Source organism: Periweissella fabaria, from assembly GCF_918814575.1.
In the GTDB taxonomy this organism is placed as follows: Bacteria; Bacillota; Bacilli; order Lactobacillales; family Lactobacillaceae; genus Periweissella; species Periweissella fabaria.
Genome location: NZ_CAKKNS010000004.1, coordinates 90,834 through 116,260 on the forward strand (window position 1 = coordinate 90,834; position 25,427 = coordinate 116,260).

26 protein-coding genes, 1 pseudogene and 1 riboswitch are annotated in these 25,427 nt (G+C 36.2%); of the genes and pseudogenes, 7 read left to right on the forward strand and 20 right to left on the reverse strand.

Translation table 11 applies throughout. The features are described from left to right. Positions 1-16: 16 nt before the first annotated feature. Together LQZ75_RS09815 and LQZ75_RS05425 are read right to left on the reverse strand one after the other, a co-directional pair. On the reverse strand, positions 17-223 hold the full coding sequence (locus tag LQZ75_RS09815; RefSeq protein WP_354002018.1) for an IS3 family transposase: 207 nt from the start codon (positions 221-223) through the stop codon (positions 17-19). A gap of 24 nt (positions 224-247) precedes the next feature. Then, on the reverse strand, positions 248-388 hold the full coding sequence (locus LQZ75_RS05425) for a hypothetical protein (protein WP_230096819.1): 141 nt from the start codon (positions 386-388) through the stop codon (positions 248-250). A gap of 831 nt (positions 389-1,219) precedes the next feature. Here LQZ75_RS05425 and LQZ75_RS05430 point away from each other — a divergent pair. Next, positions 1,220-6,223 (forward strand): annotated as a pseudogene (locus LQZ75_RS05430) (SpaA isopeptide-forming pilin-related protein); the annotation flags it as partial. Between the two features lie 54 nt (positions 6,224-6,277). Further along, complete coding sequence (locus tag LQZ75_RS09835; RefSeq protein ID WP_432443446.1) at positions 6,278-6,499, forward strand: LPXTG cell wall anchor domain-containing protein; 222 nt, start codon at positions 6,278-6,280, stop codon at positions 6,497-6,499. Positions 6,500-6,827: 328 nt separating this feature from the next. On the opposite strand, the gene LQZ75_RS09820 is transcribed toward LQZ75_RS09835, so the two are convergent. From LQZ75_RS09820 to LQZ75_RS05485, 11 genes are all read right to left on the reverse strand, one after another. Continuing rightward, positions 6,828-7,082: an IS3 family transposase gene (locus LQZ75_RS09820; protein ID WP_354002017.1), complete on the reverse strand. Its 255-nt coding sequence runs from the start codon at positions 7,080-7,082 to the stop codon at positions 6,828-6,830. 534 nt (positions 7,083-7,616) lie between these two features. After that, positions 7,617-7,784: a hypothetical protein gene (locus tag LQZ75_RS05440; protein WP_230096822.1), complete on the reverse strand. Its 168-nt coding sequence runs from the start codon at positions 7,782-7,784 to the stop codon at positions 7,617-7,619. A gap of 15 nt (positions 7,785-7,799) precedes the next feature. Next, positions 7,800-8,996 carry a hypothetical protein gene (locus LQZ75_RS05445; protein ID WP_230096823.1) on the reverse strand — a complete coding sequence of 399 codons (1,197 nt, stop codon included), beginning with the start codon at positions 8,994-8,996 and terminating at the stop codon, positions 7,800-7,802. 300 nt (positions 8,997-9,296) lie between these two features. Next, on the reverse strand, positions 9,297-10,352 hold the full coding sequence (adhP, locus tag LQZ75_RS05450; protein ID WP_230096824.1) for an alcohol dehydrogenase AdhP: 1,056 nt from the start codon (positions 10,350-10,352) through the stop codon (positions 9,297-9,299). 150 nt (positions 10,353-10,502) lie between these two features. Then, on the reverse strand, positions 10,503-11,261 hold the full coding sequence (locus LQZ75_RS05455) for a tyrosine-protein phosphatase (protein ID WP_230096825.1): 759 nt from the start codon (positions 11,259-11,261) through the stop codon (positions 10,503-10,505). An 18-nt stretch (positions 11,262-11,279) separates the two neighbouring features. Beyond that, entirely contained in the window at positions 11,280-11,654 is a 375-nt protein-coding gene (locus LQZ75_RS05460) for a hypothetical protein (protein WP_230096826.1), read from the reverse strand. Between the two features lie 200 nt (positions 11,655-11,854). After that, positions 11,855-12,550: a 2,3-diphosphoglycerate-dependent phosphoglycerate mutase gene (locus tag LQZ75_RS05465; protein WP_230096827.1), complete on the reverse strand. Its 696-nt coding sequence runs from the start codon at positions 12,548-12,550 to the stop codon at positions 11,855-11,857. A 167-nt stretch (positions 12,551-12,717) separates the two neighbouring features. Further along, positions 12,718-13,056, reverse strand: a complete 339-nt coding sequence (locus tag LQZ75_RS05470) for an AzlD domain-containing protein (RefSeq protein ID WP_230096828.1) — start codon at positions 13,054-13,056, stop codon at positions 12,718-12,720. A gap of 15 nt (positions 13,057-13,071) precedes the next feature. Continuing rightward, the gene (locus LQZ75_RS05475) at positions 13,072-13,848 is read right to left on the reverse strand and encodes an AzlC family ABC transporter permease (RefSeq protein ID WP_230096829.1); all 777 of its coding nucleotides are present in this window, start codon (positions 13,846-13,848) and stop codon (positions 13,072-13,074) included. Positions 13,849-14,051: 203 nt separating this feature from the next. Beyond that, positions 14,052-14,384 carry a thioredoxin gene (gene trxA / locus LQZ75_RS05480; RefSeq protein ID WP_230096830.1) on the reverse strand — a complete coding sequence of 111 codons (333 nt, stop codon included), beginning with the start codon at positions 14,382-14,384 and terminating at the stop codon, positions 14,052-14,054. Between the two features lie 11 nt (positions 14,385-14,395). After that, the gene (locus tag LQZ75_RS05485; RefSeq protein ID WP_230096831.1) at positions 14,396-15,292 is read right to left on the reverse strand and encodes an RluA family pseudouridine synthase; all 897 of its coding nucleotides are present in this window, start codon (positions 15,290-15,292) and stop codon (positions 14,396-14,398) included. Positions 15,293-15,437: 145 nt separating this feature from the next. After that, a riboswitch (TPP riboswitch) is annotated at positions 15,438-15,525 on the forward strand. A 113-nt stretch (positions 15,526-15,638) separates the two neighbouring features. Here LQZ75_RS05485 and LQZ75_RS05490 point away from each other — a divergent pair. The 5 genes from LQZ75_RS05490 (at position 15,639) to LQZ75_RS05510 (ending at position 19,680) form a co-directional block, all read left to right on the forward strand. Continuing rightward, a complete protein-coding gene (locus LQZ75_RS05490; RefSeq protein ID WP_230096832.1) occupies positions 15,639-16,199 on the forward strand; it encodes an ECF transporter S component in 561 nt (186 codons plus the stop codon). A 149-nt stretch (positions 16,200-16,348) separates the two neighbouring features. Next, the gene (locus tag LQZ75_RS05495; protein WP_230096833.1) at positions 16,349-17,743 is read left to right on the forward strand and encodes an ABC transporter ATP-binding protein; all 1,395 of its coding nucleotides are present in this window, start codon (positions 16,349-16,351) and stop codon (positions 17,741-17,743) included. Positions 17,744-17,745: 2 nt separating this feature from the next. Next, positions 17,746-18,405, forward strand: a complete 660-nt coding sequence (locus LQZ75_RS05500) for an energy-coupling factor transporter transmembrane component T family protein (RefSeq protein ID WP_432443447.1) — start codon at positions 17,746-17,748, stop codon at positions 18,403-18,405. 53 nt (positions 18,406-18,458) lie between these two features. After that, a complete protein-coding gene (locus LQZ75_RS05505) occupies positions 18,459-19,379 on the forward strand; it encodes a magnesium transporter CorA family protein (RefSeq protein ID WP_230096835.1) in 921 nt (306 codons plus the stop codon). A 46-nt stretch (positions 19,380-19,425) separates the two neighbouring features. After that, positions 19,426-19,680, forward strand: a complete 255-nt coding sequence (locus LQZ75_RS05510) for a hypothetical protein (protein ID WP_230096836.1) — start codon at positions 19,426-19,428, stop codon at positions 19,678-19,680. 36 nt (positions 19,681-19,716) lie between these two features. On the opposite strand, the gene LQZ75_RS05515 is transcribed toward LQZ75_RS05510, so the two are convergent. The 7 genes from LQZ75_RS05515 to LQZ75_RS05540 form a co-directional block, all read right to left on the reverse strand. Beyond that, positions 19,717-20,178: a hypothetical protein gene (locus tag LQZ75_RS05515; RefSeq protein ID WP_230096837.1), complete on the reverse strand. Its 462-nt coding sequence runs from the start codon at positions 20,176-20,178 to the stop codon at positions 19,717-19,719. Positions 20,179-20,229: 51 nt separating this feature from the next. Further along, positions 20,230-20,364, reverse strand: a complete 135-nt coding sequence (locus LQZ75_RS09760; RefSeq protein WP_284707491.1) for a hypothetical protein — start codon at positions 20,362-20,364, stop codon at positions 20,230-20,232. A 30-nt stretch (positions 20,365-20,394) separates the two neighbouring features. Beyond that, positions 20,395-20,568 (reverse strand): hypothetical protein, encoded by a 174-nt coding sequence (locus LQZ75_RS05520; protein WP_230096838.1) that lies wholly within the window; start codon positions 20,566-20,568, stop codon positions 20,395-20,397. A 32-nt stretch (positions 20,569-20,600) separates the two neighbouring features. Beyond that, entirely contained in the window at positions 20,601-21,047 is a 447-nt protein-coding gene (locus LQZ75_RS05525; RefSeq protein WP_230096839.1) for a TetR/AcrR family transcriptional regulator, read from the reverse strand. 191 nt (positions 21,048-21,238) lie between these two features. Beyond that, the gene (gene lepA, locus LQZ75_RS05530; protein ID WP_230096840.1) at positions 21,239-23,035 is read right to left on the reverse strand and encodes a translation elongation factor 4; all 1,797 of its coding nucleotides are present in this window, start codon (positions 23,033-23,035) and stop codon (positions 21,239-21,241) included. Next, entirely contained in the window at positions 23,022-23,687 is a 666-nt protein-coding gene (locus LQZ75_RS05535; protein WP_230096841.1) for a TetR/AcrR family transcriptional regulator, read from the reverse strand. The genes lepA and LQZ75_RS05535 overlap by 14 nt, the downstream gene beginning before the upstream one ends. Positions 23,688-23,829: 142 nt before the next feature. Then, positions 23,830-25,242 (reverse strand): amino acid permease, encoded by a 1,413-nt coding sequence (locus LQZ75_RS05540; protein WP_230096842.1) that lies wholly within the window; start codon positions 25,240-25,242, stop codon positions 23,830-23,832. Positions 25,243-25,427 lie beyond the last annotated feature (185 nt).

Genomic DNA, 25,427 nt, shown 5'->3' on the forward strand with positions numbered 1-25,427 from the left:
AAATTGGAGTGATGTTTTAAGCGATTAATTGGATGGCGTGGTTCTGGAATTCAACCGGACTCATGCCATCCAATTTTTCTTTAATTCGTTTATTATTGTAGTAATCCATAAATTCAATAACTACTGATTTTAGTTCAGCGAATGTAGGATCAGTTTTCTTGTAAACATGTGTAATTGCATTAGTAAAAACTACTACTTGAAAGGCGTTTTGCCAATTTAATATTCAGTTCTCGCTTTAATTCGACTATTAATTGGGCTTTTTCGAAGTTTGAGATTTCTTCTTCTTTTGAATTAAAGAGTCTATTTTTTCCAAGTAATCTACCCGTGCCCGTAGGTAATCATTCTCATCTTGTAATTCTTTCTTGGTTTTCTCTGGTTTATTTTGCATTGGGGCAATACTTCCTTTATTCGGTTTAAGGCGTCCCGCAAACAAATCTTATTCTCACTGATAAATCTTCATTACCGGAAACTGGTACAACACTAACCGCATATCACCCTGTGATGCCTCCTAGACGAATTTTTAGATGACATAATCACGGCTATAGATAGTTGTCTACACGCCGGTACCTATGAGTACTAACTTTGTGAAGTCGAAAAATCAATCAATTCCGTGCTTATTTAGTGTACCCTCACAGACTCAAAAAAATTCGGAGCCTTGATATCAGAATATATACATTACCTACACCAGAAAATTCTAATTTGGTAAGTGCTGTAGTCTTATATTTATATTTTCCCTCCTGGGGAACCCAATAAAGTTTCTTATATATTTTTATATGACTATGAAGAAGAAATGGCTTATTTTAAACCTGTAATAAAAATTTCTTTATCACTATTTTTGGTAATTTTAATACTATCGATTGTTATTATATTTTCCGTGCATAACACATATATTATGAACAGTATCTGTAATTTCAAAAATAAATATATTAAATATGATTTACTAGTATCATATTTGTTTAAGATTGTTTAAAATTGTTTAAGATAATAATTTTTTGTGTCCTTAGATAAGGACAAGAATACGGATAAGGATATGGATATGCAGTTTGTGTATAAAATTCTAGTCTTTCTGTTACTGTTGGGTCAAATTGTGACGCCTATAGCAACAGTTAGTGCTAGTGAAACAGGTAACCCAATTACAGCTATATCAGCTACTACAAAATCAGTAGGAGGATCTGATGGTTCATCTAATTATGAAAGGAGCGGTAGTGAAAATTCTACTATGAAAGATCTATCTAGTGAATCAAGATATTCTAAACAAGATAGTCAATCACTAACAAGTAGTTCAAATAATGATGAAAAAAAAGAAAATAATAAGTCGATTACTAATGAAACTTTGGTAGCGGACAATCCTACTAATGATAAGCTTGACGATAAAAAGCCAGTAAAAGTAGCGGCTGCTAATGGACCAGTAAATATTACAAATTTATTACCGTCGAATATACACGGAACTATCATTGATAATGTAGACGTTTCTTTTACGGATAAGAGTGGAAACAGTGTTAAACCCAATGAGATTAAGCAAGATACAAATATTAGCTTAGTTTATCACTGGTCAGTACCTAATGAATTGTCAGATGGATCTAGTGTAAAGTCAGGTGATACTTTTGATTTTAAGTTACCTGATCATGTTAGTTACCCTCCTTTTAGTACGCCTAAACCAATGGGAGATTATGCGACGTATACCATCGATTCCAATGGTGTTGTTCATATGACGTTCACAGATTCCGTTGATGGCTTATCTGATATTAGTGGTAATTTCAACTATGAGAAACATCAAATTGAAGTATCACAACCTGGTGAAATAGTTATTGAAATACCAACCAAATTAGATACTCAAACAACTAAAGTAATTGTTAAGCCTACAGGTGGTGATGTGATTACTAAAAAAGGTAATTTAGATAAACCTATAAATGCTAATAATGTGACGTGGACCGTTGATGTTAACACTAGTAATCAACAATTGACGAATGCACAAGTTAAAGAGGCAATGCCATCAGAATTAAGTTATGCAAGTTCTGAAGTATATCTTTTGAATGTGGATATTAATGGTAACCCGACTTCAAATGGTGCTCAGTTAATTAAAGGAATTGATTATACCGCTGATAACGAAGGTAACATTACATTCAAGGGTAATTATGCTGATACAACACGTGCCTTTCGTGTCATTTATCATACAGCTATTAATCAAGATGCTAAGCCAGCAGATGGTGGATCTATAACAATTAAAAATACAGCGCATTTAATTAATGGATCTCAAGACACACCGGCTTCGGCTCAAGTAGTACCAAGTTATGGTAAGATGCTCGCTAAAGATGGTCATCAAATTAATTCAAATCAAGAAATGACTTGGGATATTGATTTTAATAAAAGTGAAAAAACGCTGACTGATAAGCAAGCGATAATTACTGATACATTAGATAAAAATTCGAGTTATATTCAAGATTCAGTTGAAGTAACAGATGATAATAACAATAAAGTAGCCTATAAATTAGTCTTTGATGATACTAAGAACACTATGCAAGTTTCCTTTCCTAATGGATTAAATAAAGGTGTGCATATTACGTACCATACAAAATATAATGCTCCTTTACCAGATGGTAAGACACAGACAATTTCTAATTCTGTTAAAGGTGGTGGGGCAGATACTGTTACAACACACGGAAAACTTGCCCCGGTTGGAATAGTTAAAGATGTTACTGATTATGATTACGTTGGCAAAGCAGTACAATGGACAATTCACTTTAATCAGGATCAACAAATATTTAACAATTTAAGTCTGACTGACACTATGAGTAAAGGTTTGAGCCTTATTCAAGAAGATTCAAACCATAAATTTGAAATTTTTGATGAAACAAGCGGTAAAATCGTATCTAACGATGCTTATCAGGTCACTAAGAGCGGTCAAGGCTTCAAGTTAAGTATTGATGAAAATAAATTAGCTGCAACAGATTCAATTCATAATCACACCTATAAATTAGTCTATTGGACGGCTACTAATTATGATTATATGGCTAATGGACAGTTTTCTAATTCAGCTGATTATGCATGGACAGATACACAAGGAGTTAAGCACGAAAATAAGACTGATGTACCATGGAGTCCAACGACTAATGCCGTTAATGATGGTGTAAAGCATGGAAACTATAATGCGAATACTAAAAATATATCTTGGTCAGTTGGGGTAAACTTTCAAGAGCGAAAATTAACAAATGCAACCATCGCTGACACAATTAAAGACGAGCAAAAGTACGTTAAGGATAGTGCGAAGCTATATGAAGTGACGTCCTTAGATAATAATGGAAACTATAAACTAGGCAATCAAATTACTGATGCTAAAATAGAATTTAATGATGCAACCAAAACTTTGACGGCAATGTTACCACCTACAGATAAGATGTATGTATTGCAGTATGATACTAATTTAGATGGTCTTATGATTAAGTCAGAGTATACCAATACAGCTAAGTTTTCTAATGGCAATACAGTTAAGGACTTATCAGCTAAAGTAGCTATTACTAATGGTGATAAGACATTATCAAAAACGGGTAACCAAAATAAAAATGATTCTTCATTAATGGATTGGAATTTAACATTCAATGCGTCACAGTCGTTTATTAGGAACGCGGTAATCACTGACACCCCTTCTGATAACCAGACAGTTGCTCTATCTACTATTAAGATTCAGCAAGCTGGTGTTGATAAGAATGGTAACTTAATTGGATTATTATCAGGTAGTGAACCGCTTGTTGAGGGGATTGATTATAAGTTGAAGTCTGATAAAAGTGGTAGCTCTTTTACAATTACGTTCTTGCATGATATTGATACTGCGTACTATATTTCATATAGTGCATTGATTGATGGTGATGATACGGTTTATAACTCGGCTGAGTTATCTGGAAATGGAACAAAGTCTATTCAAAAGACTGATCCAAAAAAGATTACGATTCACAATGATAGTGGTTCTTCTTCGGCCACTTCATTTAATGTATCAGTTATTAAGCAATCTTCAAATACTAATGCGTCATTACAGGGAGCTGTCTTTACGTTAACGTCAAAAAGTACTGGTAAAGTGTTAGATACGCAGACAACTGATGCTAATGGTAAATTATCATTTAGTAAATTACGGTCTGGAACATACTATGTACAAGAAACGAAAGCTCCAGCTGGTTATCGAGTAGATGATCATATAGTAACAATAACGCTATCATCATTAAAAACAACTGATGGAACGTATTCATGGATTAACAACTCTACTGCAAAATATGTTGCATATGATGATGCTATGGTTAAATCAGTTGTGCTTTCAAAAATTGATTCAGATACAAACTTCCCCTTATCAAATGCAAGTTTTGACTTGTATAACAATGATAAACCAGTAGAAAAGTATAAGGGATTAAAAACAGATAGTAATGGAAAGATTGTACTTTATGATCTCGAACCAGGCCACTATTATTTTGTGGAAACTAAAGCTCCCGATGGGTACTCTTATGATGTGAATAAGCAATATGAATTTGATGTAAAGCCTAACCAAACGGATGATGATGCTGTGCAAATCACAGCAGAGAATGCTGTAAAATTTGGATCAGTAATTTTAACTAAGACTGATTTAAGTACAAATAAGACTTTGGCAAATGCTGAATATGATATCTTGGACGCACAACATAATACGATACATGCTAATCTACGTACAAATGACGAAGGACAAATCAAAGTAAATTATCTAAAGCCAGGTCAGTATTACTTTAAGGAATCAAAGGCTCCAGACGGTTATGAATTGGATGATACAGAGATTCCCTTTACTGTTAAGTTGCAAACTGCTGCCAATGCTACACCCGTAGCCGTTAGCGCTAAAAACGCAGAAAAGACAGGATCAGTCAAGTTAACAAAGACTGATTCAGATACAAAAGAAGTACTACCTGGAGCAATGTTTACATTGTTCCAGAAGGATGGTACAGAAGTCCAAAAGGACTTAATCACAGATGCTAAATGACTCATTAAAGTTGATGGCCTAAAGCCAGGTGATTACTACTTTGTAGAAACATCAGCACCAGCCGGTTATGAAATAAATTCTAAGCAGATTAAATTTACAATTGCTATTCAATTTACGGGTGTAAAAGCACCTGAAGTTACAGCAACAAATTCAGAAAAGACAGGATCAGTTGAACTAAACAAGACTGATTCAGATACCAACCTACCATTGTCAGGGGCAATCTTTGATTTATTTTATAATGATGGTAAGAGATTGCAGTCAGGATTAAAGACTGATAAAAATGGAAATATTACTGTAAATCACTTGAAGCCAGGAAACTACTACTTCTTAGAAACAAAGGCTCCAGACGGTTATGAGTTAGATACAACTAAAAAGAAATTCACAGTTGAGTTACAAACAGAAGCTAAGTTGGCGACTGTCAATGTAACAAATTCACAAAAAACTGGGTCGGTTATCTTAACGAAGACTGATGCGGATACTAATGACGTATTACCTGGAGCAACGTTCATGTTGTTCAAAAAAGACGGTACAGAAGTCCAAAAGGACTTAATCACAGACGCTGAAGGACACATTAAAGTTGATGGCCTAAAGCCAGGTAATTACTACTTTGTAGAAACATCAGCTCCAGCTGGATACAACTTTGACAGTAGTAAACATTATGATTTTACGATTGAACTACAACTGGTTGCTAAGGTCGCAACACAATCAGCAACTAATATTAAGAAGCCGGGTTCAGTAATCTTGACTAAAATCGATTCAGATACTAATCAAGTCTTAGGTGGTGCAACATTTAACTTGTACAACAAGGACGATAAGGAACTGAAGACAGAATTGACAACCAATGAATCAGGTCAAATACAAATTGATGGCCTAAAGCCAGGACATTATTACTTCAAGGAAATGAAAGCACCAGCCGGATACAACTTTGATGCTAATAAACAGTATGAGTTTGATGTGGTCTTGCAAACAGACAAACTGTTGGCACATGTGCAAGTAGAGAATGCTGAAAAATTTGGATCAGTAATTTTAACTAAGACTGATTCAAGTACAGGTCATAGGTTGTCAGGCGCCGTATTTAACTTGTATCATGAAAACGGACAAGAAGTACGCCATGATCTAAAAACTGATGTAACAGGTATGTTAACGGTTAATGATTTGAAGCCAGGTAATTACTACTTTGTAGAGAAAAAGGCACCCTTAGGGTATATTCTCAATGATCAACACATTAACTTTGATATTGCACTGCAAGTTAACACTATTGTTTCACGAGTTAGTGTAACAAATAATGTGGCTCCTATAGGTGGAGAGACTGGTAATAATACTTTATTTAATCCCCAACAATCACAAAAAGGTAGTGTATTGAATCATGATAATGATATTCAATATGGTGTTGCTAATGAAGGAAAGTTGCCTAATACAGATTATGAACAGAATTTCTTTATAATCTTATTGGGATTAATTACTTTGATATTAGGATTATTTATGATTTACTACACAAGAGTTAAATAAAAAGTATCTTTGTCAAATATGAATTTACCCCATAAATTCAATAATTCCTAATTTTAATTCCGTGAATGTTTGATATCGCTCTCGGTTCACCGTGCACACTTTTAAAGTTCTGAAGAAACTATCAATTACCGCAATGTCTAAGTATGAGCCGTAAGGCTATATGTTTAGACATTGCGGTTTTTTTTGATAACTTCTTTACGAATTGATTATGTTGGCATTGAAGTTCTTGATCAGAATATACTATCATTCTGTATGGAAGACTAGCTTAATTTTTAATCAATCACAAATTTCAAACTAAGACTTAAGCTAATATTCCAACGTGCCTTTTTTAATATTTGTATTTCCCAATTTGTTTGTCATAAGTAGTACACTGTAAATTATATTCTTGCATAATTCGCTGTACTTTCTTGTGACTAATTTTGATTCCTTTATTATGTAATGCTAATAAGACATGGCGATAGTCGCAATCTTTGCATGCCATAACAATTTCTTTAATTAATTCAACGGTTGTAGTATCTGTTTTCTTGTAAACATGTTTAATTTCATAGTGAAAATTATCACTTGAAAGACGTGCTACTTTCAATAGTACTGCCCATTTAATATTTTAAGTTTAAAGGAATAATCAATACATATCTTTACTTTTGACCGATGTAAAACAGACATTCCAAATTGTTCTAATTTACGAATCCGTTCAATATATTGTTGCCGAACCTTTTATCTGAAATTGGAACACCATTTTGGTACTCAAGAATTGCGTCTAATTTTTTTTTTGAGAAAAATACATAATTAAAAAACTCGCATGGATTTACTCCAATTCGAGGGGATCCATGCAGAAATTTTATTTCCCTAGCTTTTTTGCGTCCCTTTCAAATATGGCGGATGATTTCCCACTAAATGACTACTAACAAACAGCTAGGTTCCACCCATTTTTAGGCACAAAAAAAGAACCAACCAAACGGCTAGTCCCACATACCTATACTACATATCAAATATATCTTATAAACTTATTGTACGCTTTTTTATCCAGTTGTGAAGCAAAAAAATTTAATTTTTTAAGAATTTTATTTCAACTTTCATCTAAAAAATTCCATCAATTTGCCCATCAAGGTGTAAATTGTCAATATTCATCAATAACATCATTTTCAATCAACATCAGAGCAAATTCCAAATTATTAGCAAATTCACCTAGCACCTCTAAACTCAGACGTTTATTTAAACGTTCTGCACGTTCTAGTTGATACTCAATTAAATGCACCATTTGTTGTAAAAAATTATTTGGCCGCATAACAATGAAATTTTTTTAATGAATAATCTCGTTAACGACCTTAAATAACTCCATGTCTTCACAGGCGGCTTTATTTTCAAGACCATAAGCATACCATTGATTACGTGGTAGATTTAATAACGGTGGAATCAACTCAGCCATCGTTTTTAAAAAACGGTCGTTAATTGCCGTACTAAACGTATTTTCAATTGTAAAACGCCCTTTTTTGGTAATCTTTGAATAACGTCTTTCAAAATTATACATTTGACTCCCTGCAAAGGGATCCTTATCAGAAATTCGAATTGGTAAATAGCCTTGTAAGCTTAAGATTTCCGCTTTACGGATAACGGTTGCCGTATCTGAAACCCGCCGATATAAAGCATCTTCAATAAAGGCCTTTTCAAGGTTATTTGTCAGTATTTTTTGTAGCCGGCCATTAACAATATTTATGACCGATCTTGCCACATAGCTAAAAGTACCATCATTATTTTCACTTACCCACATAATCCGATCAGTCGGACTTTGTAAATATGACGTATCATACCCTAATTCATGAGCATGTTTAATTTTTTCAGCCGTAACTTGTAATCGCCCCATATGTAAGCTAGCTTGGTAACGATATAACGTCGCCAAATCAAGATATTTCCCGCGTTTTTGCATATGCGCTAAATCATCTTCCAACTTATCAGCTAATAACCGGAGCTCGGGCATATCACAACCAGCCATTTGATTTTTAAATAACAATAATTCATTAATAACTTCCGCGGTTACTTCTTCTGGATCATTAGCAAAGACACCAATTGCTGCATTTTGCTCAAGCAAACCATACATCAGGGCTTTATTTTGCTTAGGGTTAAGCGTGTTTTCAATCGTATAAGGACCATGTATTACAGGTGTTAAATAATCGGTTAGTTTATATGAAAAACCACGACTCCCAGCTTTGCTAAACCGTGGCCGATTATCAATTACAAGTGGTTCAAAACCAACCTCTAGTAACGATAAATACAAATCTTCCTCATTCATTAGTTTTGGGACCATCATTGCTTGGTCTGATTCGACAAATGCCTCACGGATGTTGGCTGATTCTAGAAATTGAACTTGGCCCGTGATAACATCAATTGCTGCAAATGTAATGAACATCATCTTATTATCAACTTGGCGTGTCCAAACAATTTTTTTATTATCAGCAATGGCGCCAATTGCACTATTTAGTTTTTGTTCAAATACCTGCATATTCTATCACCTGCCATTTCATTAAATCAGTCCTTTTTAACGTGCAAAGAGGTTAAATTTATATTTATTATACTAGTATCTGCCACCTACGTAACCCTTTATTACATAAAAAATCGGAACTAAAAAGCACTGTCTGCACAGCGACTAACTGTAAACCAGGATTGCGACATACCTAAATCTTAGGAGGAATTTACGGCCAAAAGACACTAAAACCCCCTCGAAGAATTTTTCTTCAAAGGGGTTTCTTATATCACTTGATTTCTATCACAGCTCTAGTTGTATTATTGTTTGAAAAACACTTTATAGTTGTGTAAAATCAACGACTTTGCGGCCAGTAATTTTACCTTCCATCATTTCTTTAATCGCATCATTAACATCATTAATTGAAATTTTTTCAACAATTGGTGTAACTTTACCTTCAGCACCGAATTGGAAGGCTTCCTTCAAGTCAGCTCGAGTTCCAACAAGGGAACCACGAACTTCAATTCCATCAAGAACCGTTTTGGCAATATTGAGAGCCATATCACCTTGAGGCAAAGCAACGGCAACTAACTTACCCATTGGCCGCAATGAATCGATTGCTTGATTAAAAGCCGCCGCATTTACTGCTGTAACTTGCGCGTTGTGTACGCCACCCGTTAAACGTTGAATTTCGCCAGGAATATCAGCAACATTATGCCGATTAATTAAAATATCAGCCCCATTGGCTTTGGCTGCCGCTAATTTATCATCATTACCGTCAATTGCCACAACATGGGCCCCAAAGACATTGTGAGCATATTGCACAGCCAAGTTACCAAGACCACCCGCCCCATGTACTGAAACCCATTCACCAGGTTTAGTTTCACCGACTTTTAGTGATTTGTACATGGTCACACCGGCACATGTGATTGATGATGCTTGAGCTGGATCAAGGTCTTCTGGTACTTTAACGGCATACTTAGCATTCACAACAACCTGTTGGGCCATAGCACCATCAATGGTGTAGCCCGAATTACGTACGTTACGACAGAAAGTTTCATTACCAGACACACAGTAATCACAAACGCCACAAGCGTCATAGAACCAAGCAATTGATACGCGGTCGCCCACTTTTAAATAATCTGCGGCTCCATCAGCCAACTTAGCGACGCGACCAACCCCTTCATGACCAATAACTCGCCGGAAACTACCATTGCGACTACCAAGTTCATTGGGATTACCAAAATCACCATTGGCACAGTGAATATCAGTGTGACATAAGCCACAATATTCAACATCAACTAACGCTTCTCCAAATTGTAATGCGCGTGGTTGCCAATCTTCTATAATATCTACAAAACCATCGGGAATTTGACGTACAACTGCTGCTTTCATGTCTTTGCCTCACTTTAATATCTATTTTTTATGATCAATTTCTCTACAAAGATATTGTACATCATTTCACATATTAAAGATAGTGAATTAAATCACAATTAATAAAAATAAAAAAACTGGCTTAAAGACCATCCTTAAACCAGTTTTCCCTTATGCTAAATATTGATGACGTAAGGCACTAATTACATCACTTGATAAACCAAGTCCATCTTCCGCTTTGAAGTAATTGGCAATTGAGCCAAAGTTTTCCTCAATCGTTGCAAAGCTATGTTCCAAATATGATTGCTTCACATACAACATTGTTTCTATTACTGAGAGCGCCTCTTCTGACACACCGTTGGCCCGATAACTCGTAATAATCGCATCATTAGCGGCTTTTCGTGACGGATTTGTCGCTAAATAATCTTGCATGATCTGACTAGGCGTTACTTGCAAGCTCGCTAACAATAACGCTGCGGCAACTCCCGTCCGATCCTTTCCAGCAAAACAGTGGAAAATGGCTGGCCCTGTATGAGTGACTAAACCATCTAAAAAGTTATGTAAGCCTTCACGTCCACTTTGTGATAAGACAATTTCCCGATACATATCTTTCATCACATCGTCAGCTTGATGCGGATCAATTCCCGATGCAAATACTTCTAGTGAAGCTGAGTGGCCACCAGAATCACGCATCAAATCAATATGGTGATAATCAACGCCATTGAATTGATCATCTGGTTTTTCCGTGATTTCTTTATCACTTCGGAAATCATAGATTTGCTTAATCTGATAATTTTCAAAAAGCATGGCCCGTTCGGGAGCTGCAATTTCAACTAATTCACCACTTCGAAAAATTAAATCAGGTTGCATTTTTTGTTGTTTAATAGTTGTAAAATTATTTAATCCACGGAAATTAACTAACGTATCCATCGTCTTGGTCTCCTATATCTAATCTTGGGCAGGGGCTTCGTATTGTTCGACCAAAGTATTAATTTCGGTAATAAATTCAGCTGTAAAAATTGGATAATCTTCCGTTAATCCTAATAAATCAGCAATATTATCACCGGCGATTGTATCAAAATACGTAATTTCAGCAATTAATTGTTTATTACTCTTAGCATCATCACTAATTTGGGCAAATTTGGCAACCTTTGCTTGATAAGCATTCATTGCCAAATCATTAACTAAAGGTTCAGCTAATTCGCCACCCCGTTCAATAATCGTATTTTCCATAATTTTAAGTGCTGCTTGGAGGGTTGCAATTGTGGTACCGGCCAAAGCTTGACGGGCATTGCGGTAAGTGAGCGTTGTTTGTTTGTCCATATTTTTCTCCAGTTGCTTCTTGTAAATTAATTCTTATCTTCTATAATACCCAGAATTTTAACTTAGCGCAAAATTAAAAATATTACATAACCGTATTGTGGCTATCGGATAGTTCAATAGATATAAAAAACGACCTTGATGCTTGGCATCAAAGTCGTTTTTTAGTACACTACGCTATCTTAACGATAGGTTTAGCACTCTTATTTCTTTTCAAGAATCTTCTTATCAGTAACTTCAAGAGCAGTGTTGAAAGTGTACACAACTGGTTCACCAGTAGCCATTTCAAGATTCAAGATATCATCATCTGAAATGTTTTCAATGTACTTGCTCAAAGCACGTAATGAGTTACCGTGGGCAGCGATGATGATGTTCTTGTCTTCCTTCAACTTAGGAGCAATTTCATCTTCCCAGAATGGGATAACACGGTCCAAAGTAACCTTCAAGTTTTCACCAGCTGGTACAGTGCGTGGGTCAAGGTCAGCGTAACGACGATCGTTAGCAATTGAACCTTCTGCGTTAACGTCTTGCATTGGTGGCAATACGTCGTATGAACGACGCCAGATGTGCACTTGATCGTCACCCCATTTTTCAGCGGCTTCAGCTTTGTTTTGACCTTGCAAAGCACCGTAGTGACGTTCGTTCAAGCGCCATGTCTTAGTTTCAGGAATCCAAAGTTGGTCTGATTCTTCAAGAGCGAAGTGCAAAGTCTTAATCGCACGAGTCAATACTGAAGTGTAGGCGAAATCAAATTCCAAACCTTCTGCCTTCAATGAACGACCTGCGTTCTTTGCTTCTTCAACACCTTGTTCTGACAAGTTAACATCAACCCAACCAGTGAAAAGGTTCTTTAAGTTCCATTCACTTTGTCCGTGACGAATCAAAACTAATTTAGCCATTAGGATACTACCTCTTTTTTAAATGATTTTTTATACAATTACGATTATAACCGATTTTGCTCACTAGCGCACACTAAAAACAAATTCAAAGGTAAAAATCTCCTAAAAAAAGTTAATTTTACAACTAAAAAATCCAAGCTAATGATTAGCTTGGATTGGTTATTTATTTACATTGCAGCAAACAATAATGCAAAGCCCCAAACACTAAGGAGCCCTACCATTACTGATAAGAACATTGATCGTGTATAATAAGCAACAATTACGACAATTATCGCCGCTAAGTACATATTAAAATTAGTAAATACCATGTGATAGCTATGATCAACGAATAAATCTTTGGCAATCAATGAACTGAACAATGCAACTGGCATATAATTCATCCATTCATTAAACCAAGTTGGTACTTTTCGTGTTGTAAAAAACAACATAGGAAAATAGCGCGGAATTAACGCGGCAATCATCCCGAAAACAACAATCATTAAATGCCGTTTGGTTTCTGCATCCATGAACTTGAATCTCCTCTAATTCTCTGCTTCGCTAATTTGTTCCATCTCACGCGCACGCGGATTTTTAATTCGTTTTAAAATCGCGCTGTCACTGTAGTTAGCCTTCAAGTAGCGTTCTAACAAGTAACCAGCGGTTGCAGCTACTAAAGTTGCTACAATTAAACCTAATGTACTCTTAAGCATCACGACCGCTAGGACCGCTACAACTACTGAAATGATAACTGGAACAAATAAAATACGGCGCTTAAGTTGCATTGTTACCATATATAGGAACATTGCAGTTAAAGCAAAGTGCACAATTGGTAGGTCAATGGTAATCTTAGTTCCCAAAATACCACCAATAATATTCCCTACTGTCCAAGATAGCAGTGAGAAATATTCAACCATTAAGGCGTCGTTTGCTGACCATTTCTTATCAGTTGAAAACTTGAGGTAATTAACCGCATAGTTTTCATCATTCATTGAAAAGGCAAACCGGAAAATGAAAGGTTTACTTTCATTTTTAAGATATTTTGACAAACTAGTCCCTAACAATGCATACCGTAATTCTAAGAAGAATAATAGCAAAGTAATTGTGAAAACTGGAGTGCCCGTCATTATTGATGAAGCAATCAAAAATTGGGCTCCACCAGAAAAGACAAATAATGAAACTAGGACAATCATCCAAATAGCAAAACCACCCGTTTTTAACAAAATACCGGCAGCAATTCCTATTGGTAAGTAACTAATCATTAAGGGCAAACATGCCTTTAACGCTTTTAGCCATTGTGGCTCATTCGTATGCTCGTTCATATTGACTCCGAAAATAATTCAATCATATATTAAAACAGTAAACCAATTGTAACATACCAATACAATTAATTTACCTTTTCGCTAATTTTAGCGAGATAAACCTAAAATGTAAGCGTTATCTCTCATGGTTATTTAATAAACAATAAAAATACCACCTTAAATTAGTGACTTTCACTCAATTTAAGATGGTATCTTACAGTTATTTATTTTGTACTTTGATATTCGGCAACTTTCTTAGCTAAATACTCGCTAAGTTTTGCTTGTGGGTATAAACCAGAAATCTTTTCTTTTGCAACACCATCTTGGAAAATTACTAATGATGGAATACTCATAACATGATATTCTTCAGCCAATTCAGTTTGACCATCCACATTAACTTTTCCAAATGTGATTTGTTCAGTAAATTCAGTTTCGAGATTATCAAGAATCGGATTCATAATCTTACATGGGCCACACCAATCCGCCCAAAAATCAACGACAACAACCCCGTTTGCAGTTGCTTCTTGTAAATTTTCTTGTGTAATTTCAATTGCCATTATAGTACTCCTTATCGTTTTAAATTAACTGGAAAATGAGCTGGTAAGGCTGCTGATAGATTAACAATTTGACTACTAAATGGAATATGCAGTTCGACTTGTGCACTATGTAGTAGCATCGGTTCATCAGCTTTGGTTAATGAATTATATAGTGGATCGCCAATAATCGGATGCCCAATACTGGCCAAATGAACACGTAATTGGTGCGTCCGTCCTGTTTCTAATTGTAACCGAACTAAAGTGTTTTGAAAAACACTATGGACTTTTGTCCAATGGGTAATTGCTGGTAGCGCTTGGTCGCCATTAACTTGCCGCTTTCGTGGATCAGTTAAATCATGCCCAATTGGCACATCAATTGTGCCTGTGGTTGTCGTAATTGCCCCGCTAACCCAGGCTAAATAAGTTCGCTTAATAATTTTATTAGCAATTAATTGATTTAAAATTGGAACGACAATCGGATTTTTAGCAATAATTAACGCTCCCGATGTCGCTTGATCAAGACGATGAATAATATACGGTTGCTGATTATGGGAGGCTAAATACGCCGCTACGAAATTCATGACAGTATTCATTTCCCCTTGATAATTAGGATGGGTCTTATAACCAGCCGGTTTATTAACGACTAACAAATCTTTATTTTCAAATATTACCGGCACTTTAACACTATTATCAATAGCATAGTTTGAAGTTGGTGTTACAAAGTCATCATCAATAAAGTTAAATGTAACTACATCCCCAGCTTGTAAGATTGTACCCGTATGTTGATAGTGGCCATTAATCAATACTGCTTGTCGCATCCGTAGATTACCGCGAATCCGACGCGGAACATGCCAACGAACCAATTGGTCTTTTAAAGCCATCCCCGCTTCAGCTGTCGTAATTGTTACTTGGTATGGCCATGTCATCATTATCGTCCGCCTTTCCTAAAAGAATAATTTTAGCATATTTTCATCGCAAGCTCATAATTTCTCCAAGCATTCTTTACAATTTAGTTAAAAACAGTTATATTGATGGTAGCGGAAGTCTCTCCGCAAAAAAATTTAATATTTAAAAGCATGTTATCTGGGGTGCGAAGAGCTGAGAATTACCCATTGAACCTGAACTAGTTAGTACTAGCGGAGGAAGATACGCTTATTTTTGTGCAATTATGCCTATCGTAAGCCAACTTTCATTCGCTCATTATGAATGAAAGTTGGTTTTTTGTTTTTTTAAACTTACGATAATTATGTTTTTAAATTTGGAGGTATTCGTACTATGCAAACAACCAAAAAGTCGTCAGGATGGCACTTGCGTGATGTCATCATGTTAACTCTTATTGCTATTTTCTTTGGTTTTATTTTCTGGATTTGGGCCTTTGCCTATGACGCAGTAGCCGCAACCCCCCTCAAACCATTCGCCAATGATATTACTCTAGGCGCCTGGATTATGGCCGGACCTTTAGCTGGTTATCTGCTTCGTAAAGCTGGGGCATCATTTTTAGGGGAATTTTTAGCTGCCTTTGCTGAAATGATTATCGGTTCCCAATGGGGAGTATCAACTTTACTTTCTGGTTTGATTCAAGGAATCGGTGGTGAACTAGGCTTTGCTTTAACTGGCTACAAAAAGTGGAATAGTTTTAGTTTAGTCCTTTCAACTTTAACAAGTACTATCGTAACATTTGGTTACGACCTCTATGCAAGTGGTTATACTTCTTATAGCTTAGGCATGCTTATTACTTTATTCATCATTCGGTTCTTATCAATTGGTTTCTTCGGTGGTGTTCTTGTAGCTGCGATTACAAAATTAATTGATAAATCAGGAATCTTGAACCGTTAATTTTCAATTACACATAGGCTCATCACATCCGTTTTAGCGATTTAGTGGCTCACTCACTCAAAACCAATTTGCTTGGACACATTTGGTTTTTGACCACCATAGCTATAACGGGTACATATTAATTATAGATGAACGAGGATTTTTTCATTATGGCTCTACTAACAACGCATAACTTAAGTATCGCTTATCAAGAAGATGCTACTCCCATCATTACCGACGTTAATTTATCGATTAATGCCGGTACCTTTAATCTGCTTATCGGCCCTTCTGGTAGTGGTAAATCAACCTTGTTAAAGGCAATTGCCGGTCTTTATCCCGAATTTGGTGGCGCTATTACCGGGGATATCAAATTTCAAGGACAAAGCATCGCTGATTTAAGTATCATTGAGCGCGTAAAAAAAGTCGCGCTCCTGTTCCAAAATCCTAGTGAACAATTTGCCATGACCACGCCTTTTGATGAGTTAGTCTTCACCCTTGAAAATCTACAAACACCGCCAGCAGATATTGAAAAGCGCGCTTTAGCGGCCTTAGAGTTTGTAGGTATTACTCAATTTAAAGATCAAAATATCCAAACACTATCTGGTGGTGAAGCACAAAAAGTTGCACTAGCCATCTGCTTAGCTATGGAAAGTGACATTATTTTACTAGACGAACCATTTGCGAGTGTTGACCCAGAAGCCCGTTTAGACTTGTTACAAAAGCTTCAAGAATTACAACAAGCGGGCCGCACCATTATTATTTCTGACCACGACTTAGCTGGTTATGCCGATATTATTTCAACTATGTATACTATCGATGGCCAACACGTCAAGATAGTGAATGATCCGACTAGTTATTTTGCCAAATTTGTAACCGAAACGGCAACTTACCAACCTGTATCAGAACCCAGTGTCTTTGAATTAGAAGCATTTGGTTTTAAAACTGGCGAACGAACATTACTCCAGCCTTTATCTTTAGCAATTGCTAAAGATAAATTCACCCTAATCACCGGGCCCAATGGAGTTGGTAAATCAACATTTTTTACCGCCCTAACACGCTTAAAAACCTATAGTGGCGAAGTTAGCTACTTAGGAACGGATATTCAAAAAATTAAATTACCTAAATATGTCCGAGAAGTTGCCTTAGTTTTTCAACATGCTGAACAACAATATCTGAAAATGACCGTCATGGAAGAAATTAACCTCAGCCTTAAACACGCTCGTTTTCCAGAATTATGGACCGCTGCCAAAATCGATGCAACGTTAACTGTTTTAAATATGGCTACCTTAAAGGATCATGTTATCTATCAATTGTCCGGTGGCCAAAAAAAGAAACTACAAATTTTATTAATGTTAATTATCGGTACCCCCGTACTATTATTTGATGAACCCTTAGCTGGTCTTGACCTAGCATCTGTGCATGTTGTTTTTGATTTATTAACTACAGCTGCACATGCACAACATCAAACAATTTTGATGATTAGTCACCAATTAAATGGGGTAACTCAATATTTTGACCACCACTTGCTTTTTGACAACCAAACTTTAACTTACGAGGTACACTAATGATGGATGCTAGTATTAAAATTATTCTTGCCTTGTTAATTAGCTTGGAAATTTCATTTACCACATCAATTAGTTTAAATATTGCGCTAATTGTTTGTGCTATTATTTACCTTCTATGTAAACGCGTTAATTGGAAACTAATGCTTTATAGTATTTTTCTACCTATTCTCCCCGCCTTTGGGTCATGGTCATCACTATATTTCTATGGTACCGGGGATCACATCCATATGTCTTTTGTTTTACTAACACGGATTTTTGCGTATATTTGGATTGGCAGTTGCTTTACGTTTACCACGGATATCGATAAATTGCTAAAATCATTAGAACAAAATTTCCGCCTACCAAGTACTTTTGTGTATGGGGTTTTAGCCGCCTTTAATTTTCTTCCTCGGATTGCCCAAGAAGTTAAAATTATTCGCTTAGCTGCCCGCATGCGTGGTGAAATCCTCCACTTCTATTCACCGCAAATTTTCTTTAAAGCAATTTTAACTTCCCTCAACTGGTCAAATAATTTAGCCCAAGCCATGCGTTCACATGGTTTTGCTGAGGGAGCTACCCGTACCCACTATCATGTTATTAAGATTCCCATCTGGAACTGGTTTGTTGCGCTTGTCATTTTTATTGCTGTTCAAATCTTTTTATTCATGTCACCTTTTCATTAATTTGTTATAGTAGAGGTATACTATTCAAAATAAAGATATAGGCAGATGATTCCATGATAAAAGAAATTACACATTTTAATAAATTTAAATGGCTGCAAATATCTGATCCTACATCAGAAGAACGCACCGAATTGATTGAACAACACCACTTAACTAATGAATTACTATTCTATGCAACCGACCCGAATGAGAGTGCACGGATGGAATATGATATTCATAATGATACTAAATTAATGATTTTTGACGTGGTCACCCTTGATGGTTCACAAGCCGTCACTAGCCCGATTGGCATTATGTTTCGTGAAGGTTTTCTGTTCACTTTCACCCGGGAATCAACTGAATTCATCAATGATATTCTAATTAGTCCTGATAATAACCAAGTTGCTAAACCTGATGATCAAATCGAAGCCATCGACGTTGTTTTAAATGGTTTATATTCCTTAGTTACCGATTACGTAACGGCCTTAGTTGGCATTAATCGTCGCCGGAAAGGAATTCAAGAACGCCTTGCCCATGCGCGCCAACTTCAAAAAGAAATTAATGCGTTACTAGAACTGGAAACGAACTTAATTTATTACTTAAATTCCCTCCAATCTGATATCGTTTTATTAGAAAACCTCAAACGCCATGAAGCCCCACGCTTATCAATTCAACAGTCTGAACATATTGACGATATCTTAGTTGAATTACGCCAAGCAACCGATATGGCGACCATGGCCCAAGATGTCGTTACATCAGTTTCTGGTGCCTATTCAAACCTTGTTAATAATGATTTGAACTGGACGATGAAGCTATTAACTGTCTTTTCAATCTTATTAACCGTTCCCACGATTGTTTCTGGTTTTTGGGGTGAAAACGTCCCCTTACCCTTAATGAATAATAAGTATGGTTGGATTATTACCATTGGTATTATGATTGTTATTATGCTCATTTTCTCAATCTTCTTGTGGAAGGGTGGCTTATTTAGAAAATAAAGCATTTTACCACATTGGTTAGCCCCAATCTCTGAAAGGAATATGTATGCCACTGATTTTTGTAAGTATTGCTTTATTTGCAACACTATTCATCGACCATACGCTAAAAAACCAGCCTAATCACCATTTACGTATCTTAGCTGGTATTATCGAAATTATACTGGCCCTAGTGCTAGTAAGTCTGTTTTTCTGGCTAACAATGACCTTATTAACCAAATTAGCCGTCGGTACTTTTGCAATTGGTGTATTATTAACCGGCCTTTCGTACCTCCTTCCAAAACCAACATTTACAGATAAATAAAAAAAACGAGCAGATTTGCTCGTTTTTTTATTTATTTTATAATATATCGTCCAAATACAAACCAAAAAGATGGCTCGTTTCTTGATAACTATCAATCTGATAACCTGGCATCACCGTATCAAACACTTCATCTCTAAATTTTTCCATATTACCTAAATTAATAATCCCATTTAAAATGGCACTCTGAATCATAAAGGCATGAATGATACTTTCGACACTGATTGTTGGTACTTGGGCATTAATGCTTATCCCAATTCGTTTATGAACTTCATAAATACGTGCGCGGCCGCATTCCGTTTGTTGCGGATCAGCATGTGCTTCTAATGTAAATCGACGTAGTGAATTAAACCAAATAATAATTGCAAAGTCTTCAACCATTAACTTTGTCTGAATAAGGAAAAACGCTTTAACATCGGCTGCATTATTGAGAACCACTTTTTCAAGGGCCTTTTCAACAAGTTCCGAATAACGTAAATACCCACTCAAAGTAATGGCCATAAAAATATCTTCTTTACTTCTAAAATAATTAAAAATCGTTCCTTTAGCAACTTAGGCCCGTTGGGCAATCATTGTCATCGTAATATCAGCATATGGCATTTCAAAAATCAAATCATATGCGGCCTGACGAATTTGGGTAGCCCGCTTATTATCCCTATCATAGCTATTAAATTTTTCTGTTTCCACGGTGTATCCTCTTCTACAAACTTTTTTATATTAAAGTTGCAAAATTTTATCTAAATATAATCCAAACAAATTACAAACTTCGGTTTCAACGTCAATATGTGTTGATGCCATTTCAACTGATAAACTTTCTTCATTGAATTTATCCATATTAAGAAACGTTAGTATCCCATTCAAGATGGCCCCTTGGATAATAAAAGTATGCATTATCACTTCTGCATCTAGATCATCAATATTTACTAGCATTTTTTAACAATTCGTTGCAAAGTTTCATAAATTCGAATTCGTCCTTGCTCTGTTTGCATTTTGTCCGCGTGGGCTTCTAATGTGAAACGGCGCAATGAATGAATTAAAATAATCACACTAAAATCACGCGCCAACATTTCCGTTTCTTGTAACAAAAATACCTTTAAACCTTGTTTATCAGTAATGGTCATGTTACTTAAATCTGCTTCAACACGCTCACAATATGTTAAATAACCACTTAAATCAATAGCCATAAAAATATCTTCTTTGCTATTAAAATAGTTAAAAATAGTGCCTTTAGCAACTTGGGCTCGTTGGGCAATCATAGCCATCGTTATATCATCATACGGAACTTCCGTAATCAAGTCATAAGCCGCCTGGCGAATTTGAACAGCTCGCTTATTTTGTCGGTCATAACTATTAAAATTTTCCTTAACCACGCTAATGTCCTCTTTTAAAAAAACTATTACAGTACTAGTAATAGTAATTAATTTCACAGCACACGTCAATTAATTTAGATTAGCCCCTCAACAAAATATAATTATTCATTTATCGTGTATAAAAAAAATACACTAAATTAACTTTAATTTAGTGTATCAGATTATTGGAAGTATATATATATTTTATGTGCTTATTTCTCTAATTCTAAAATAGCATTGAAAACCTCTTGGGGTAATTCAATATCACTTTGAGCGGCTTGGCGTTTATTAACACTTTGACGGCGTAATAACGCTTGTTTCTTTGAAATACTTTTTTTATCACCACTTACCGCCGCATTTTTACGTAAAGGTGGTACATCAACGCGGGCAATGGCTTTTCCTTCAACAATGGCTTGTACTGGCATCGGATACAATTTACGTGGAATGACATTTTTAAGTTTATGCACTAATTCTTGCGTTACTTTAGCTGCATCATCACGGTGGACCACAAACGATAACGCATCTACTTTAGCGTAGTTAACATGTACTTCAATCTTAACAACATCGGTCAAATCGTACTCATCAAATTCCGTCATTAAGGTTGCATACCCGTGTGAGACTGATTTTAGTTGATTGAAAAAATCATACGCAATTTCAGCAAATGGAATCCGATATTCCAAGACAATTAATTCACCCTGGTTCGCCATATCAACTAACATCCCCTTATGTTGTTCGGCTAATTTCATGACACTTCCCAACACATCAGCTTGGATGGTAATGGTCGCCTTTGCAAATGGTTCTTCAACATAGTCAATTGTTTCAAAACTTGGGAAACGGATTGGATTATTAATTGCGACCGCTTCACTTTGGTTTTTTACATGCACATTATACGTTACATTAGGTGCTGTCGTTAATACGTCTAATCCATACTCGTTTTGCAACCGTTCACGAATAATTTGTAAATGAAAAATCCCTAAAAAGCCACACCGGAATCCCGCGCCTAAAGCATCTGAATTCTCCTGGTGATATTCAAACGACGTGTCGTTTAAGGCTAGTTTTTCAACCGCAAGCTGTAAATCATTAAAATTATCGCCTTTAGGATAAAAACCTGCAAAAACAACCGATTTAGCTGGTTCATAACCAGGAAGCGCCGTTGTGGTTGGCTTAGCAGTACTTGTTAATGTGTCACCAACCCGTAACGCATGCGGATCTTTTAACCCGGTAATTACGTACCCGACATCGCCGGCGACTAACTCTTTGGTTGCTACCCGTTGAGGTGTCAAAATCCCGACTTCATTTGGCTTAATGCGTTGCTGATTAGCCATCAAATGTAAGTCTTCGTTAGCTTTCAATTGTCCATCAATCACGCGGACATACGCAATAATCCCTTTAAAACTATCATATTGTGAATCAAATACCAACGCCTTTAATGGTGCTTGGCGATCACCTTGAGGGGCCGGGATTTCCGTATGAATGATTTCTAAAACATCATGGATATTTAGGCCTGTTTTCGCTGAAATTTTTAAAATTGGACCATCGGCAAATTCCGGTGCTAGACTAAGAATCTCTTGCTCTGTCCGTTCAACTTCAGCCGCCTGCGCATCAATTTTATTAATTACCGGAATGACTACTAAATTATTAGCTTTAGCTAGGCGAAAATTAGCGACGGTTTGGGCTTGTACCCCTTTGGTTGCATCTACTAACAATAACGCGCCGTCGCTAGCAGCTAAACTTTTAGACACTTCATACGTAAAATCAACGTGCCCTGGTGTATCAATAAAATTATATTCATATTCTTCGCCATTATCCGCTTGATAATAGTTACGCACCGTCCGAGATTTTACCGTGACACCATGGGCTTGTTCGACCGCTAAATCATCTAGTAACTGGGCTTGACTTTCCCGTTGACTAACGGTATTCGTTAACTCCATAATTCGATCTGCTAATGTTGATTTCCCATGATCAATATGGGCAATAATTGCAAAATTACGAATATTACTGATTTTCATTACTTTCCTCCATTAAAATTCCATCAATGTAATAACCTAAAATTTGACACGCTTCAGGAACTAACTTTATTTGAAAAATTGGCAAATTAGCATTCACGCCAACATGATTGAATTCATCCAAACCATCAAGATTCATCAAACCATTGATAATAGCACTTTGAATAACAAAAATATGACTGATTTTCATAGCATCTAGCTTGGGAACTTTAGTTGCTATCGCTTGCCCTAAGTGCTCATGAATTGTATGTAATTCTTGCCGACTATTTTCCGTCTGCTCTTGACTGGCGTGGACCTCTAATTGCGCTCCCCTTAGTGAATTTAATCGAATTAACGTAGCATGTTCGGTAATTAAGGTGTGTGTTTCTGCTAATAAAAATTCCTTTAATGCTGCCTTAGTTGTCACGTCACTAGCCTCCAAGCGCATTAGCACTTCTGCAAAGTACTTTTGGTAACCACCTAGGAGTAAGGCCATAAAAACATCTTCTTTTGTTTTAAAATAATTAAAAATAGTTCCTTTACCTACATGGGCGGTTTGCGCAATCATTGCAATTGAAATATTATCAAATGCTTGCTCAGTAAATAATTGCCATGCCGCATCTTTAATTTGTTGGGCTTTAGCATTTTTTTGATCATAACTTAATTTATTCACCATGTTGGTCTCCTTTTAAAACTGACCAGTGGTCATTTTTTAATATTTACATCATAGTTCATCGTAACCATATTTGTCAAATAGCAATTTAAGCAACAAAAAAGTGTATCTTCAGTAAAGTAGATTACTGAAGATACACTGCTAATTATTTATCATTTAATACTGAGCGTTTACGACCATATAAGAAGTAAATTACTAAACCAATGGCAAACCAAACAGCAAATCGAAGCCAAGTTTCCCAATTCAAACCAGCAATTAATACTAAACAGAAAATAATTGAGATGATTGGTGTTACAGGGGCTCCTGGTACTTTAAAGCCACGGTGTAAATCAGGTTCTTTTTTACGTAAGACCAAGACTCCTGCAGAAACTAAAACAAACGCTGATAACGTTCCGATGTTAACTAATTCAGATAATACATCCAAGTTAATTAATCCACCCGCAAAGGCCGTGATAATTCCAAAGAACCATGTTCCTTTAGCCGGAACTAAGAACTTTTGATCAACTTCCCCAAAGAATTTAGGGAATAAACCATCACGTGACATGGCATATGCAATCCGTGATTGCCCATATAAATCAACTAAGATAACCGTTGTCATCCCAACAATCGCACCAATACTTACAAACACAGCTAACCATAGTTGACCAGTTTGGTGTAGGACTGCTAACACAGGTGCATTTAAGTATTTAGCAAAGACATGATAATCAACAACCCCTGTCATTACTAACGTCATCAAAATGTACAAGATTGTTGAAATAACCAATGACCAGATAATTCCACGGGGCATTGTCTTACTTGGATTAATCGTTTCTTCAGCACTTGAAGAAATCGCATCAAATCCAATAAATGAGAAAAAGACAATTGATGCGGCTGGAATAATTCCCATTGCCGTTCCATGACTAAATTTATATACGCCATGTGGGGCAAAAGGTGTCCAATTAGAAACTTTGATAAACCAGAAGGTACATGCAATAAAGACTACAATTACCAAGACTTTAATAATAACCATAATGTCATTAACCCGCTTGGTATTGTTAATTCCTTTTGAGATAATCCACGTTACTAATAGCACAATACAAAAGGCTGGTAAATTAAAGTATGTGGTTACTCCCGGCGTTGTCCCCGCAGCGGCTGTTAATGCCGTTGGTATATGAATCCCAACATTATTTAATAAACTAACGAAGTACCCCGACCAACCAGCCGACACATTAGCTGCTCCTAGTGAAAACTCTAAGATCAAATCCCAACCAATCATAAATGCAATAACTTCACCAAAGGCGATATATGAATACGTATATGCGGAACCTGAAATTGGGGCAATTGATGCAAATTCAGCATAACATAACCCCGCAAAGCCACAACAAATGGCCGCCAATAAGAACGACAATGATAATGCTGGTCCAGCGGTTAAAGCCCCCTTACCAGTCAAAACAAAAATCCCGGTTCCGATGATATCACCGATTCCCAACAAGATTAAATCCCAAGTACGCAATGTCCGCTTCAAACGCGGCTGCGTTTTGAGTAAATCAGCGACCTTTTTTTTACGAAATATGTCCATCAAAAATTCTCCATTTCTTTAGCATAACTTTCAATAAAAATTATTAAATAATAAAAAACACTCACCGAATATCATAGCATTATTCTATTAGCTAGGTTAACATCTGTGGATATTTTTTCATCATATTATAATATTAACCTTAATATTTTAATCAAAAACTAAAAAAGCCGTGCCCACCGGCACGG

Coding starts and splice junctions, on each gene's coding strand:
- LQZ75_RS05470 (WP_230096828.1), bottom strand. CDS start 13,056: ATGGATGCAGAAACCAAACGGCATTTAATGATTGTTGTTTTCGGGATG.
- LQZ75_RS05490 (WP_230096832.1), top strand. CDS start 15,639: ATGCAAACAACCAAAAAGTCGTCAGGATGGCACTTGCGTGATGTCATC.
- adhP (WP_230096824.1), bottom strand. CDS start 10,352: ATGAAAGCAGCAGTTGTACGTCAAATTCCCGATGGTTTTGTAGATATT.
- LQZ75_RS05440 (WP_230096822.1), bottom strand. CDS start 7,784: ATGCGGCCAAATAATTTTTTACAACAAATGGTGCATTTAATTGAGTAT.
- LQZ75_RS05495 (WP_230096833.1), top strand. CDS start 16,349: ATGGCTCTACTAACAACGCATAACTTAAGTATCGCTTATCAAGAAGAT.
- LQZ75_RS05455 (WP_230096825.1), bottom strand. CDS start 11,261: ATGGATACGTTAGTTAATTTCCGTGGATTAAATAATTTTACAACTATT.
- LQZ75_RS05520 (WP_230096838.1), bottom strand. CDS start 20,568: ATGCATACTTTTATTATCCAAGGGGCCATCTTGAATGGGATACTAACG.
- LQZ75_RS05465 (WP_230096827.1), bottom strand. CDS start 12,550: ATGGCTAAATTAGTTTTGATTCGTCACGGACAAAGTGAATGGAACTTA.
- lepA (WP_230096840.1), bottom strand. CDS start 23,035: ATGAAAATCAGTAATATTCGTAATTTTGCAATTATTGCCCATATTGAT.
- LQZ75_RS05460 (WP_230096826.1), bottom strand. CDS start 11,654: ATGGACAAACAAACAACGCTCACTTACCGCAATGCCCGTCAAGCTTTG.
- LQZ75_RS05445 (WP_230096823.1), bottom strand. CDS start 8,996: ATGCAGGTATTTGAACAAAAACTAAATAGTGCAATTGGCGCCATTGCT.
- LQZ75_RS05505 (WP_230096835.1), top strand. CDS start 18,459: ATGATAAAAGAAATTACACATTTTAATAAATTTAAATGGCTGCAAATA.
- LQZ75_RS05425 (WP_230096819.1), bottom strand. CDS start 388: ATGCAAAATAAACCAGAGAAAACCAAGAAAGAATTACAAGATGAGAAT.
- trxA (WP_230096830.1), bottom strand. CDS start 14,384: ATGGCAATTGAAATTACACAAGAAAATTTACAAGAAGCAACTGCAAAC.
- LQZ75_RS05475 (WP_230096829.1), bottom strand. CDS start 13,848: ATGAACGAGCATACGAATGAGCCACAATGGCTAAAAGCGTTAAAGGCA.
- LQZ75_RS05510 (WP_230096836.1), top strand. CDS start 19,426: ATGCCACTGATTTTTGTAAGTATTGCTTTATTTGCAACACTATTCATC.
- LQZ75_RS05535 (WP_230096841.1), bottom strand. CDS start 23,687: ATGGTGAATAAATTAAGTTATGATCAAAAAAATGCTAAAGCCCAACAA.
- LQZ75_RS05500 (WP_432443447.1), top strand. CDS start 17,746: ATGGATGCTAGTATTAAAATTATTCTTGCCTTGTTAATTAGCTTGGAA.
- LQZ75_RS05485 (WP_230096831.1), bottom strand. CDS start 15,292: ATGATGACATGGCCATACCAAGTAACAATTACGACAGCTGAAGCGGGG.
- LQZ75_RS05515 (WP_230096837.1), bottom strand. CDS start 20,178: ATGGCCATTACTTTGAGTGGGTATTTACGTTATTCGGAACTTGTTGAA.
- LQZ75_RS05540 (WP_230096842.1), bottom strand. CDS start 25,242: ATGGACATATTTCGTAAAAAAAAGGTCGCTGATTTACTCAAAACGCAG.